Genomic DNA, 12698 nt, shown 5'->3' on the forward strand with positions numbered 1-12698 from the left:
TTCCGGCATTTTTATCTATCAGGATTCCGGTGGAACCGACATATGGCGGTATTTCACCAGAATGTCATTCTGCCGTTCTGCTTTGTTCTGCAAATCCCAAAGACCGCGGTCGATACCATCATTAATCAGGAAAATGACGCCTGTTTCGATAGCCGACATCAGGCACAGCATAACGGGTTCGTTCGAGGTGTAACCTACTTCCCCTTCCAGCAAGCGCTGGTAGTCAATAAAGCGGAAGACCCCCGCCTGAACTTCATAGGAAAGTATCGTCTTACTGGTGTTCACCGAGGAGAGGATCTCACCGGTACTCACATTGACGACACGCAGGTTCACGGCAATCTGATCGAGCTGGTATTGCGTGTCTGCACCGATCCCAAAATATCTTGCCCCAACACCGCCCGATTTAACGTTGCTTTCATAACCGATAATCGAACCTTCAACCATGATATTTGCCGCCGTTAAAGATTGCAGCGGGATTCGGTTATTAATGGCAACCGTGCCGTTTTCTTGTGCTGCACGAATAATCTTGCGCTCGTTAAGCAGGTTTTGTAAGCCCTGGCGCTCCAGCGGTATAAACCAGCGAGAATCTTTCAATGCCGTGACCAGCATTGCCGTGGCGCTTTGCGGAACAGCAGTGGAGAAGTTACTTGCCGGGTAGGGTTTAAATTGCCCGGTTTCGTCCTGAATGTTGTATACCGAAACAAAGATCTTACCCGTCGGCGCTGGCAGATGGGTCAAATCTTTGTAGCTCTGAGCACGAGGCATTAATGTCGGTCTGGCGGCTTCTTTAGGCGGGGCGGTTAAGCATCCGCTCAGTAACATGACGGCAACCAAAAGAAATAAGCGCTGCATGATTATTTTCCTTATGAAGCTGGGGCTTAAAAATCGGTTGAGTTATTTTGTAAACCCGAAACCTGGATGGTCGAGGTTTGTCCGGTTTTGCGATCCGTCACATTCAACTGCAATTGACCATCGCGGTTAGCGATATCGACAATATAATCGTTGGTCACCATGCGGCCCGGTTTACCGGTATTAATATTCGACAGTAGCCCACCTAAAATTTGTGACTGGATGGCCTGGGTAAAGTTATCTAACGCTGAGGGCGTTTCAATACCAAAGTCATCGTTATAGCTCGGATCTTTATACGAGTTCTGTGCCTGGGCGCTATTTAATAAAAAAGCACCGTTATTTGGGTTACCACCAAAGTTTGGATTACGGAACTGGAAAGTCATGGTTCCAGCCCAACTTAAAGGCGAAATAAGCATGAGTAGAACTACTGCATGTTTGACACGCATTGCAGCCTCCGAACAATTTTTTATTTAGAATTCATCATGCGCCAAATCGCCCGTACTCAATAACGCCTGATTTATCTGGCGACGATTTAGTGCTTCTTCAGTTTGAATCAGTGCAAAGACGACTGTTTTTTCGAAGTCTCTTTTCAACGGGAATAAAAAAGTCTGGAAAATAACGTCCTGATTGACCGTTATTGTGATCCAACTTCCCCATCGTGCACTGGGCCTTTCATTAATCGTTAAGTTACCCGTATAGTCACTTTCCCATTTATCACTAAAGGCTCGGTAAAAATCATGGCCAATAGATGAAACAGTATGGTCAGTTAACAAGCCCGGGACTTCTACCTCAACGGCGTGAAGATTCCCTGCGGCGAACAGGAATTCTGCCGCCACAATCCAGCGTAAATAACGTTTCATGGCTTTATCGCCTGAGGTTATCGTTTGCCCAGGAAACCGCTTGAGTCCGGTTTTTTACGGCTATCTTCTTGAAAAGATTATAAAGATGCGTTTTAACCGTATTTTCGCTGATGAACAACGAACGAGCGATCTCGTTATTAGACGCGCCGATACGCAGCTTATTCAGGATCTCTTTTTCCCGATGAGTAAGGAGGGCTGATTCCGTGCTGTTATAACGATAGTTACCTGAATGCGTAATCAGGTAACTGGCAAGCTTTTGCGTAAAGTAGCATTCGCCGCGCAGGACGCCTTGCAACCCATTGACAACACGTTCTTGATCCTCCATGGCATAAAAAACGCCGTTGATATGAGGCCAGTTTTCAATGTCGCGGTACGGGTAATCTTCAGGTGTATTTAGCAACAATATTTTGATATTGTTGTTTTTCCTGCTCAAAGTATCCTGCCAATAATGGATAAGCTTTTTATCCGCTTCCATCATATCCAGAAGAATAATAGAGCCTGAAGATATATCGTCCAGAGAACGTTGAATATTATGTAATTTTCCTGTAATTGCCAGCGATTGTTTAAGGTGCTGCAAGAGAGCTGTCGCCTGCAAAGAAGGTTTAGTGATCAACAATAATGTATGACCATGGATACTATGGACTTCATTAAACATGATGAAACCCCGCTTTTTTTATTGATCGCACACCTGACAGCTGCCTCTAAAATAGAAGCACCAGAAGTACTGACAGATGTTGCACTGCTGTGTGTAGTAATAAATCAGCCCTAAATGGGTAAAATATAAAACTAATGGATTACATCTGATTTCAATCTAGCCATTACAAATCTTAAATCAAGTGTTAAACATGTAACTAAATGTAACTCGTTATATTAAAATGTTAATCTTAAGGTTTTATTAAGTTTAGAAATGATAGAAAAGTTGTACATTTGGTTTTTCTTGCACAATTTTAAAAAATCATACAAATGGTGCTAACTTGCTAATAATGCATATAAAAAATATTTCGGTGTAGTCCTTTCGTCATGTAAAACGTTCTTGTTTTTTCTCCACACCTCCGTGGACAATTTTTTACTGCAAAAAGACGAGGTTTGTCACGGCTTGTGCGCAAGACATATCGCAGCAATCAGCGACGGGCAAGAAGAATGACTGTCTGGTGATTTTTGATTGCGGAAAACCGAAATTTAAAAGAAAACAAAATATTTTTTTGCGTAGATAACAGCGTATTTACGTGGGTTTTAATACTTTGGTATGAACAAAAAAAGAAAAATACAACGCGCGGGTGAGTTATTAAAAATATTTCCGCAGACATACTTTCCATCGTAACGCAGCGTTAACAAAATACAGGTTGCGTTAACAACCAAGTTGAAATGATTTAATTTCTTAAATGTACGACCAGGTCCAGGGTGACAACATGAAAAACAAATTGTTATTTATGATGTTAACAATACTGGGTGCGCCTGGGATTGCAGCCGCAGCAGGTTATGATTTAGCTAATTCAGAATATAACTTCGCGGTAAATGAATTGAGTAAGTCTTCATTTAATCAGGCAGCCATAATTGGTCAAGCTGGGACTAATAATAGTGCTCAGTTACGGCAGGGAGGCTCAAAACTTTTGGCGGTTGTTGCGCAAGAAGGTAGTAGCAACCGGGCAAAGATTGACCAGACAGGAGATTATAACCTTGCATATATTGATCAGGCGGGCAATGCCAACGATGCCAGTATTTCGCAAGGTGCTTATGGTAATACTGCGATGATTATCCAGAAAGGTTCTGGTAATAAAGCAAATATTACACAGTATGGTACTCAAAAAACGGCAATTGTAGTGCAGAGACAGTCGCAAATGGCTATTCGCGTGACACAACGTTAATTTCCATTCGACTTTTAAATCAATCCGATGGGGGTTTTACATGAAACTTTTAAAAGTAGCAGCAATTGCAGCAATCGTATTCTCTGGTAGCGCTCTGGCAGGTTCTATTCCTCAGTATGGCGGTGGTGGTCACCATGGCGGTGGCGGTAATAATAGCGGCCCAAATTCAGAGCTGAATATTTACCAGTACGGTGGTGGTAACTCTGCACTTGCTCTGCAAACTGATGCTCGTAACTCTGACTTGACGATTACCCAGCACGGTGGCGGTAACGGCGCAGATGTTGGCCAAGGTTCTGATGACAGCTCAATCGATCTGACTCAGCGTGGTTTCGGCAACAGCGCTACTCTTGATCAGTGGAATGGTAAAGATTCTACTATGACTGTTAAACAGTTCGGTGGCGGTAACGGTGCTGCTGTTGACCAGACTGCATCTAACTCCAGCGTTAACGTCACTCAGGTTGGCTTTGGTAACAACGCGACCGCTCATCAGTACTAATACATCCTCTGTATTAAAGAAACAGGGCGCAAGCCCTGTTTTTTTTCGGGAGAAGAATATGAATGCGTTATTACTCCTTGCGGCACTTTCCAGTCAGATAACCTTTAATACGACCCAGCATGGGGATATGTACACCATTATTCCTGAAGTCACTCTTACTCAATCTTGTCTGTGCAGAGTACAAATATTGTCCCTGCGCGAAGGCAGTTCAGGGCAAAGTCAGACGAAGCAAGAAAAGACCCTCTCATTGCCTGCTAATCAACCCATTGCTTTGACGAAGTTGAGTTTAAATATTTCCCCGGACGATCGGGTGAAAATAGTTGTTACTGTTTCTGATGGACAGTCACTTCATTTATCACAACAATGGCCGCCCTCTTCAGAAAAGTCTTAATTTGTTGAAATATCGAGCATAAAATGAATCTGGAGAGAATGGTCTGCTGCGGATCAGCCAACCTGAAAGTATGGAGAACACAACCCTCAAGGATGACTAATCATTGAGGAAATAGAATAAATGTTCAGACCTTTTTTAAACTCTCTTATGCTCGGCAGTTTGTTTTTTCCTTTTATTGCCATCGCAGGAAGCACCGCGCAAGGGGGCGTGATCCATTTTTATGGCCAAATTGTGGAACCGGCATGTGACGTCAGCACCCAGTCATCACCCGTAGAAATGAACTGCCCACAGAATGGCTCTGTTCCGGGCAGAACCTATTCCAGCAAAGCGTTAATGAGCGGCAATGTCAAAAACGCGCAAATAGCCTCAGTAAAAGTGCAGTATCTTGATAAACAGAAAAAGCTGGCTGTAATGAACATCGAATATAACTAAGTTTCTGAACAACTCACCTTGCTGAGCAGAAAAATGCGATTTAACCAAAAAGCCTGCTGTACACTTAAGAAACAAGAAGGTGTAAGGAGGCGTTATGAAAACGCGTATTCATGTTGTGCAGGGTGATATTACCAAACTGGCCGTTGATGTGATTGTGAATGCGGCTAATCCGTCATTAATGGGAGGCGGCGGCGTCGATGGAGCCATTCATCGCGCAGCGGGTCCGGCCCTTCTGGATGCCTGTTTAAAAGTCAGGCAACAGCAGGGCGATTGCCCTACGGGGCATGCCGTTATTACGCTTGCAGGCGATCTTCCCGCTAAAGCCGTAGTGCACACCGTCGGGCCAGTCTGGCGTGGTGGTGAACAAAACGAAGACCAGCTTTTGCAGGATGCCTATCTCAATAGCCTACGACTGGTGGCGGCAAACAGCTATACGTCAGTGGCTTTTCCTGCAATTAGTACTGGGGTTTATGGTTACCCTCGTGCGGCAGCGGCTGAAATCGCAGTAAAAACCGTTTCAGAATTTATTACCCGTCACGCTTTACCCGAACAGGTATACTTTGTCTGTTATGATGAAGAAAACGCCCACCTCTACGAAAGACTCCTTACCCAACAAGGAGATGAATGATTTGCCCCGGCTGGCGAGCGCGGTGCTGCCACTGTGTTCGCAACATCCCGGTCAGTGTGGCCTTTTCCCTCTGGAGAAAAGTCTGGATGCGTTTGCCGCCCGGTATCGTCTGGCCGAAATGGCAGAGCATACGCTGGATGTTCAGTATTACATCTGGCAGGACGATATGTCGGGTCGGTTACTGTTTTCCGCCCTGTTAGCCGCAGCAAAGCGTGGCGTTCGCGTCCGTTTGTTGCTGGACGACAACAATACACCCGGACTTGACGACATTTTACGCTTGCTTGACAGTCATCCCCGCATTGAAGTCCGGCTTTTTAATCCTTTTTCGTTTCGACTGCTACGTCCGCTTGGTTATATCACCGACTTTTCCCGTCTCAATCGCCGTATGCACAATAAAAGTTTCAGTGTCGATGGCGTGGTGACGCTGGTAGGGGGGCGAAATATTGGTGATGCCTATTTTGGTGCAGGGGAAGAGCCACTTTTTTCGGATTTAGATGTCATGGCAATAGGACCAGTTGTAGAGGACGTTGCCGATGATTTCGCCCGCTACTGGTATTGTAAATCGGTTTCACCCTTACAGCAGGTGCTGGATGTCCCGGAAGGTGAAATGGCGGATCGCATCGAGTTACCCGCCTCCTGGCATGACGATGCCATGACGCATCGTTATTTACGCAAAATGGAATCCAGCCCGTTTATAAATCATCTGGTTGATGGAACGTTGCCGCTTATCTGGGCGAAAACACGTTTATTAAGTGATGATCCGGCGAAAGGGGAAGGCAAGGCAAAACGGCATTCACTGTTACCGCAGCGCCTGTTCGATATCATGGGCTCACCCAGTGAACGCATCGATATTATCTCTTCCTATTTTGTACCGACACGCGCAGGTGTGGCGCAACTCTTACGGATGGTGAGAAAAGGGGTAAAGATTGCGATCCTAACCAATTCTCTTGCCGCTAACGATGTTGCTGTCGTCCATGCCGGATACGCGCGCTGGCGCAAAAAATTGCTCCGCTACGGCGTGGAATTATATGAACTCAAGCCGACGCGTGAACAAAGTAGTACGTTACACGATCGCGGCATAACCGGTAATTCCGGTGCCAGCCTGCATGCTAAAACCTTTAGCATCGATGGTAAAACGGTGTTTATTGGCTCTTTCAATTTCGATCCACGTTCGACATTGCTCAATACTGAAATGGGGTTCGTGATAGAGAGCGAAACGCTGGCACAGTTAATTGATAAACGCTTTATTCAGAGCCAGTATGATGCGGCCTGGCAGCTCCGTCTGGACAGGTGGGGGCGGATCAACTGGGTTGATCGTCATGCAAAGAAAGAAATTGTTCTCAAAAAAGAACCCGCTACCAGTTTCTGGAAGCGGGTTATGGTCAGACTGGCGTCGATATTGCCTGTGGAATGGTTATTGTAAACGCGGCTTAACGGGCTGGTGCTTTATCGTTCTCACGCTTAACAACCGGTTTACCAGAGAACAAAAACTTCAGTAACGGGATGCGTAAATGAATTTCATACAGAATTATCGCAATCCCTACTACGAATATCAGGCCACAGAGAAAACCAAGCCAGTTGGAGGTGATGTGCGGTGTAATGTACGCGCCGAAAAACAGCGTTAACGGGTGGTGAACCAGATAGATAAATAGCGATGCGTTAACAAAGTAAGTCACCCGCGCTGACTGGAAGTTAAGCAAACGGTGGCCGAAGGAGAAGACCACATTCACCATCCACAGACCGAGGACCATGGTGATCACCGACTCGGTTTCGTACATCCAGGCATCGCCACTGCCATAGCGCTGGTTGAGTAAATAAGCGACAAACGCCAATGCTGCTGCAAGGGTACAGCCACGAGACGGCGTGGTAAACAAGGCTTTAAGATGAGGGAAAATGAAAGCCAGTGCGCCGAGGATAAAGAACGGCAAATAAAATAACGTTTGCATGACAATAAAATTGAACATGCCGTTACTCAGAATGGGTGGATACACAATAAAAATCGTTCTTCTTATTACCGCATAACCGATGCCGAGGCACAAAAAAATCACCGATAATTTTACCATCGAGAATTTTTTATTCGTTTTATCAGAATTTTCTAAATTATTTCTGATGCGTTTAAATATCCATACGCACAGCGTCGTCATGACCACTAACACCAGTAAAAACCACAGGTGTGATATTAATTCCCAGGCCAACGTATTATATTTGTCATACAATGACAGCCCAGGCCAACTTTCCGCTTTCCCTTTGACGTATTGCAGCATAATAAATTGCGGCAATGTCAGTAGGGGGATGGCTGTTAACATCGGGATCCCTACACGTTCGACACGTACTTTCCACCATTTTTTCAAGGGATAGCGTAAAAAAAGCATGTAGGAAAAGTACCCGGATATAACGAAAAATACCTGCATGCGGAACGAGTGGATGAAGTCATTAAAAAGGGTCAGCCATAATGACGGTTCGGCGCTATTCACATGCCATGTATGGCTCGAATAGATTAAAGAAATATGAAAAGGGATCCCTAACAACATCAGCCAGGCGCGGATGGAGTCGAGGAAATATTCACGTTGCGCGGGTACTGGATTCATATATGGTTAACTAATCTCGGATTTTTCGTCTTATCCCTGTCGGGTTATGCCTTTAGGCTTGTTGCCATAGCGACACCGACCTGACCGCGCCAGACGCAGGCTTCAAGGTTTTTATGCATAGCATCATCGCTACCACTAACCAGAATGGAAGCGTCTGTAAGACGGTTGATAAATAAATTTGCTGGCAAACCCTACACGAAGTCGATGCTTCTGTCTTTAGGAGAAGCACGGAAAGTGAAAACGGTTGCAATCAGGTGCTTAATCCATGAGCCAGCGTGCTGAACGATACCGGGATTCTGTTGTCGGAATGGCTGGTTATCCATTAAAATAGATCGGATCGATATAAGCACACAAAGGGGGAAGTGCTTACTAATTATGAAACATAAACTACAAATGATGAAAATGCGTTGGTTGAGTGCTGCAGTAATGTTAACCCTGTATACATCTTCAAGCTGGGCTTTCAGTATTGATGATGTCGCAAAGCAAGCTCAATCCTTAGCCGGGAAAGGCTATGAGGCACCTAAAAGCAACTTGCCCTCCGTTTTCCGCGACATGAAATACGCGGACTATCAGCAGATCCAGTTTAATCATGACAAAGCGTACTGGAACAATCTGAAGACCCCATTCAAACTCGAGTTCTACCATCAGGGTATGTACTTCGATACCCCGGTCAAAATAAATGAAGTGACTGCCACCGCAGTCAAACGAATCAAATACAGCCCGGATTATTTCACTTTCGGCGATGTTCAGCATGATAAAGACACGGTAAAAGACCTTGGTTTTGCCGGTTTTAAAGTGCTTTACCCGATCAACAGCAAAGATAAAAACGATGAAATCGTCAGCATGCTCGGGGCCAGCTATTTCCGCGTGATTGGCGCAGGTCAGGTTTATGGCCTTTCTGCCCGCGGCCTGGCAATTGATACCGCCTTGCCATCAGGTGAAGAGTTTCCACGCTTCAAAGAGTTCTGGATCGAGCGTCCAAAACCGACTGATAAACGTTTAACCATTTATGCATTGCTTGACTCGCCGCGTGCGACAGGTGCTTACAAATTCGTGGTTATGCCAGGGCGTGACACTGTTGTGGATGTGCAGTCGAAAATCTATCTGCGCGATAAAGTCGGCAAACTGGGGGTTGCACCGTTAACCAGTATGTTCCTGTTTGGGCCGAACCAACCTTCGCCTGCAAATAACTATCGCCCGGAATTGCACGACTCTAACGGTCTCTCTATCCATGCCGGTAATGGTGAGTGGATCTGGCGTCCGTTGAATAACCCGAAACATTTAGCGGTCAGCAGCTTCTCGATGGAAAATCCGCAAGGCTTCGGTCTGTTGCAGCGCGGTCGTGATTTCTCCCGCTTCGAAGATCTCGATGATCGTTACGACCTCCGTCCAAGCGCATGGGTGACTCCGAAAGGGGAGTGGGGCAAAGGCAGCGTTGAGCTGGTGGAAATTCCAACCAACGATGAAACCAACGATAACATCGTCGCTTACTGGACTCCGGATCAGCTGCCGGAGCCGGGTAAAGAGATGAACTTTAAATACACCATCACCTTTAGCCGTGATGAAGACAAACTGCATGCACCAGATAACGCATGGGTGCAACAAACGCGTCGTTCAACGGGGGATGTGAAGCAGTCGAACCTGATTCGCCAGCCTGACGGTACTATCGCCTTTGTGGTCGATTTTACCGGCGCAGAGATGAAAAAACTGCCAGAGGATACCCCGGTCACAGCGCAAACCAGCATTGGTGATAATGGTGAGATAGTTGAAAGCACGGTGCGCTATAACCCGGTTACCAAAGGCTGGCGTCTGGTGATGCGTGTGAAAGTGAAAGATGCCAAGAAAACCACTGAAATGCGTGCTGCGCTGGTGAATGCCGATCAGACGTTGAGTGAAACCTGGAGCTACCAGTTACCTGCCAATGAATAAGACAACTGAGTACATTGACGCAATGCCCATCGCCGCAAGCGAGAAAGCGGCATTGCCGAAGACTGATATCCGCGCCGTTCATCAGGCGCTGGATGCCGAACACCGCACCTGGGCGCGGGAGGATGACTCCCCGCAAGGCTCGGTAAAGGCGCGTCTGGAACAAGCCTGGCCAGATTCACTTGCTGATGGACAGTTAATTAAAGACGATGAAGGGCGCGATCAGCTTAAGGCGATGCCAGAAGCAAAACGCTCCTCGATGTTTCCCGATCCGTGGCGTACCAACCCGGTAGGCCGTTTCTGGGATCGTCTGCGTGGACGCGATGTGACGCCGCGCTATCTGGCTCGTTTGACCAAAGAAGAGCAGGAGAGCGAGCAAAAGTGGCGTACCGTCGGTACCATCCGCCGTTACATTTTGTTAATCCTTACGCTCGCGCAAACTGTTGTCGCGACCTGGTATATGAAGACCATTCTTCCTTATCAGGGGTGGGCGCTGATTAATCCTATGGATATGGTTGGTCAGGATGTGTGGGTTTCCTTTATGCAGCTTCTGCCTTATATGCTGCAAACCGGTATCCTGATCCTCTTTGCGGTGCTGTTCTGTTGGGTGTCCGCCGGATTCTGGACGGCGTTGATGGGCTTCCTGCAACTGCTTATTGGTCGCGATAAATACAGTATATCTGCGTCGACAGTTGGCGATGAACCATTAAACCCGGAGCATCGCACGGCGTTGATCATGCCTATCTGTAACGAAGACGTGAACCGTGTTTTTGCTGGCCTGCGTGCAACGTGGGAATCAGTAAAAGCCACCGGGAATGCCAAACACTTTGATGTCTACATTCTGAGTGACAGTTATAACCCGGATATCTGCGTCGCAGAGCAAAAAGCCTGGATGGAGCTGATCGCTGAAGTCGGTGGCGAAGGTCAGATTTTCTATCGCCGCCGCCGTCGTCGCGTGAAGCGTAAAAGCGGTAATATCGATGACTTCTGCCGTCGCTGGGGCAGCCAGTACAGCTACATGGTGGTGCTGGATGCTGACTCGGTAATGACCGGTGATTGTTTGTGCGGGCTGGTGCGCCTGATGGAAGCCAACCCGAACGCCGGGATCATTCAGTCGTCGCCGAAAGCGTCCGGTATGGATACGCTGTATGCGCGCTGTCAGCAGTTCGCGACCCGCGTGTATGGGCCACTGTTTACAGCCGGTTTGCACTTCTGGCAACTCGGTGAGTCGCACTACTGGGGGCATAACGCGATTATCCGCGTGAAACCGTTTATCGAGCACTGCGCGCTGGCGCCGTTGCCGGGAGAAGGTTCCTTTGCCGGTTCAATCCTTTCGCACGACTTCGTGGAAGCTGCGTTGATGCGCCGCGCAGGTTGGGGGGTATGGATTGCTTACGATCTCCCGGGTTCTTATGAAGAATTGCCGCCTAACTTGCTCGATGAACTAAAACGTGACCGCCGCTGGTGCCACGGCAACCTGATGAACTTCCGCCTGTTCCTGGTGAAGGGTATGCACCCGGTTCACCGTGCGGTGTTCCTGACAGGTGTGATGTCTTATCTCTCCGCGCCGCTGTGGTTTATGTTCCTCGCGCTCTCTACGGCATTGCAGGTAGTTCATGCGTTGACCGAACCGCAATACTTCCTGCAACCACGGCAGTTGTTCCCGGTGTGGCCACAGTGGCGTCCTGAGCTGGCGATAGCGCTGTTTGCTTCGACTATGGTGCTGTTGTTCCTGCCGAAGTTATTGAGCATTTTGCTTATCTGGTGCAAAGGAACGAAAGAATACGGTGGCTTCTGGCGCGTTACATTATCGCTGCTGCTGGAAGTGCTTTTTTCCGTGTTGCTGGCTCCGGTACGTATGCTGTTCCATACGGTATTCGTCGTCAGCGCTTTCCTTGGCTGGGAAGTGGTGTGGAATTCACCGCAGCGTGATGATGACTCCACTTCCTGGGGCGAAGCATTCAAACGCCACGGCTCTCAGCTGCTGCTGGGGTTAGTGTGGGCGGTTGGTATGGCGTGGCTGGATCTCCGTTTCCTGTTCTGGCTGGCACCGATTGTCTTCTCGTTGATCCTGTCACCGTTTGTTTCGGTGATCTCCAGCCGTACTACCGTGGGTCTGCGAACCAAACGCTGGAAACTGTTCCTGATCCCGGAAGAGTATTCACCACCGCAGGTACTGCTTGATACCGATCGTTTCCTCGAGATGAATCGTCAACGCTCCCTCGACGATGGCTTTATGCACGCGGTGTTTAACCCGTCATTTAACGCTCTGGCAACCGCAATGGCGACCGCGCGTCACCGCGCCAGTAAGGTGCTGGAAATCGCCCGTGACCGCCACGTTGAACAGGCGCTGAACGAGACGCCAGAGAAGCTGAATCGCGATCGTCGCCTGGTGCTGCTAAGCGATCCGGTGACGATGGCCCGTCTGCATTTCCGCGTCTGGAATTCCCCTGAGAGATATTCTTCATGGGTGAGTTATTACGAAGGGATAAAGCTCAATCCACTGGCATTGCGTAAACCGGATAGGGCTTCGCAATAAAAACGTAGTTGCCTGATGCGCTACGCTTATCAGGCCTACATTGCTCCTGCAATGTGTTGATTTTGCAAGATTTTGTAGGTCGGATAAGGCGTTCACGCCGCATTAGGCAAAAACAACGAGCCAA

General features: G+C 47.7%; 13 protein-coding genes. 8 read left to right on the plus strand and 5 right to left on the minus strand.

Annotated features, from left to right (window positions below; translation table 11 throughout):
• Positions 1-18: 18 nt before the first annotated feature.
• The 4 genes from csgG to csgD are packed head-to-tail and all read right to left on the minus strand — an operon-like array spanning position 19 to position 2364.
• A complete protein-coding gene (csgG, locus tag ATB02_RS02410; RefSeq protein ID WP_001189321.1) occupies positions 19-852 on the minus strand; it encodes a curli production assembly/transport protein CsgG in 834 nt (277 codons plus the stop codon).
• Positions 853-878: 26 nt separating this feature from the next.
• On the minus strand, positions 879-1295 hold the full coding sequence (gene csgF / locus ATB02_RS02415; RefSeq protein WP_001264088.1) for a curli production assembly/transport protein CsgF: 417 nt from the start codon (positions 1293-1295) through the stop codon (positions 879-881).
• A gap of 24 nt (positions 1296-1319) precedes the next feature.
• On the minus strand, positions 1320-1709 hold the full coding sequence (gene csgE, locus ATB02_RS02420; protein WP_000833288.1) for a curli production assembly/transport protein CsgE: 390 nt from the start codon (positions 1707-1709) through the stop codon (positions 1320-1322).
• Between the two features lie 4 nt (positions 1710-1713).
• The gene (gene csgD / locus ATB02_RS02425) at positions 1714-2364 is read right to left on the minus strand and encodes a biofilm master transcriptional regulator CsgD (RefSeq protein ID WP_000481500.1); all 651 of its coding nucleotides are present in this window, start codon (positions 2362-2364) and stop codon (positions 1714-1716) included.
• A 754-nt stretch (positions 2365-3118) separates the two neighbouring features.
• Here csgD and csgB point away from each other — a divergent pair.
• The 6 genes from csgB (at position 3119) to clsC (ending at position 6944) form a co-directional block, all read left to right on the plus strand.
• Positions 3119-3574, plus strand: a complete 456-nt coding sequence (csgB, locus tag ATB02_RS02440; RefSeq protein ID WP_001360656.1) for a curli minor subunit CsgB — start codon at positions 3119-3121, stop codon at positions 3572-3574.
• 40 nt (positions 3575-3614) lie between these two features.
• Positions 3615-4070 (plus strand): curli major subunit CsgA, encoded by a 456-nt coding sequence (gene csgA / locus ATB02_RS02445; protein WP_000771422.1) that lies wholly within the window; start codon positions 3615-3617, stop codon positions 4068-4070.
• Between the two features lie 58 nt (positions 4071-4128).
• A complete protein-coding gene (gene csgC / locus ATB02_RS02450) occupies positions 4129-4461 on the plus strand; it encodes a curli assembly chaperone CsgC (protein WP_105271031.1) in 333 nt (110 codons plus the stop codon).
• A gap of 120 nt (positions 4462-4581) precedes the next feature.
• Entirely contained in the window at positions 4582-4893 is a 312-nt protein-coding gene (gene ymdA / locus ATB02_RS02455) for a protein YmdA (protein ID WP_000489582.1), read from the plus strand.
• Positions 4894-4987: 94 nt separating this feature from the next.
• Positions 4988-5521: an O-acetyl-ADP-ribose deacetylase gene (ymdB, locus tag ATB02_RS02460; protein ID WP_000857405.1), complete on the plus strand. Its 534-nt coding sequence runs from the start codon at positions 4988-4990 to the stop codon at positions 5519-5521.
• Positions 5463-6944, plus strand: coding sequence for a cardiolipin synthase ClsC (gene clsC / locus ATB02_RS02465; protein WP_123059822.1), 1482 nt, complete (start codon positions 5463-5465; stop codon positions 6942-6944). Before ymdB ends, clsC begins: the two co-directional genes overlap by 59 nt.
• Before the next feature lie 7 nt (positions 6945-6951).
• On the opposite strand, the gene mdoC is transcribed toward clsC, so the two are convergent.
• The gene (gene mdoC, locus ATB02_RS02470; protein WP_001070350.1) at positions 6952-8109 is read right to left on the minus strand and encodes a glucans biosynthesis protein MdoC; all 1158 of its coding nucleotides are present in this window, start codon (positions 8107-8109) and stop codon (positions 6952-6954) included.
• 393 nt (positions 8110-8502) lie between these two features.
• On the opposite strand from mdoC, the gene mdoG reads away from it, so the two are divergent.
• Positions 8503-10038 carry a glucans biosynthesis protein MdoG gene (gene mdoG / locus ATB02_RS02485; RefSeq protein ID WP_001300662.1) on the plus strand — a complete coding sequence of 512 codons (1536 nt, stop codon included), beginning with the start codon at positions 8503-8505 and terminating at the stop codon, positions 10036-10038.
• Positions 10031-12574 (plus strand): glucans biosynthesis glucosyltransferase MdoH, encoded by a 2544-nt coding sequence (mdoH, locus tag ATB02_RS02490; RefSeq protein ID WP_105271032.1) that lies wholly within the window; start codon positions 10031-10033, stop codon positions 12572-12574. Before mdoG ends, mdoH begins: the two co-directional genes overlap by 8 nt.
• Positions 12575-12698: the final 124 nt, after the last annotated feature.

Source organism: Escherichia sp. MOD1-EC5189 (assembly GCF_002966045.1).
Taxonomy (GTDB): Bacteria; Pseudomonadota; Gammaproteobacteria; order Enterobacterales; family Enterobacteriaceae; genus Escherichia; species Escherichia coli_F.

Bases quoted from the DNA above. Each gene is read 5' to 3' on its own strand.
- csgG (WP_001189321.1), bottom strand. From the start codon at position 852: ATGCAGCGCTTATTTCTTTTGGTTGCCGTCATGTTACTGAGCGGATGC.
- csgF (WP_001264088.1), bottom strand. From the start codon at position 1,295: ATGCGTGTCAAACATGCAGTAGTTCTACTCATGCTTATTTCGCCTTTA.
- csgE (WP_000833288.1), bottom strand. From the start codon at position 1,709: ATGAAACGTTATTTACGCTGGATTGTGGCGGCAGAATTCCTGTTCGCC.
- csgD (WP_000481500.1), bottom strand. From the start codon at position 2,364: ATGTTTAATGAAGTCCATAGTATCCATGGTCATACATTATTGTTGATC.
- csgB (WP_001360656.1), top strand. From the start codon at position 3,119: ATGAAAAACAAATTGTTATTTATGATGTTAACAATACTGGGTGCGCCT.
- csgA (WP_000771422.1), top strand. From the start codon at position 3,615: ATGAAACTTTTAAAAGTAGCAGCAATTGCAGCAATCGTATTCTCTGGT.
- csgC (WP_105271031.1), top strand. From the start codon at position 4,129: ATGAATGCGTTATTACTCCTTGCGGCACTTTCCAGTCAGATAACCTTT.
- ymdA (WP_000489582.1), top strand. From the start codon at position 4,582: ATGTTCAGACCTTTTTTAAACTCTCTTATGCTCGGCAGTTTGTTTTTT.
- ymdB (WP_000857405.1), top strand. From the start codon at position 4,988: ATGAAAACGCGTATTCATGTTGTGCAGGGTGATATTACCAAACTGGCC.
- clsC (WP_123059822.1), top strand. From the start codon at position 5,463: ATGATGAAGAAAACGCCCACCTCTACGAAAGACTCCTTACCCAACAAG.
- mdoC (WP_001070350.1), bottom strand. From the start codon at position 8,109: ATGAATCCAGTACCCGCGCAACGTGAATATTTCCTCGACTCCATCCGC.
- mdoG (WP_001300662.1), top strand. From the start codon at position 8,503: ATGATGAAAATGCGTTGGTTGAGTGCTGCAGTAATGTTAACCCTGTAT.
- mdoH (WP_105271032.1), top strand. From the start codon at position 10,031: ATGAATAAGACAACTGAGTACATTGACGCAATGCCCATCGCCGCAAGC.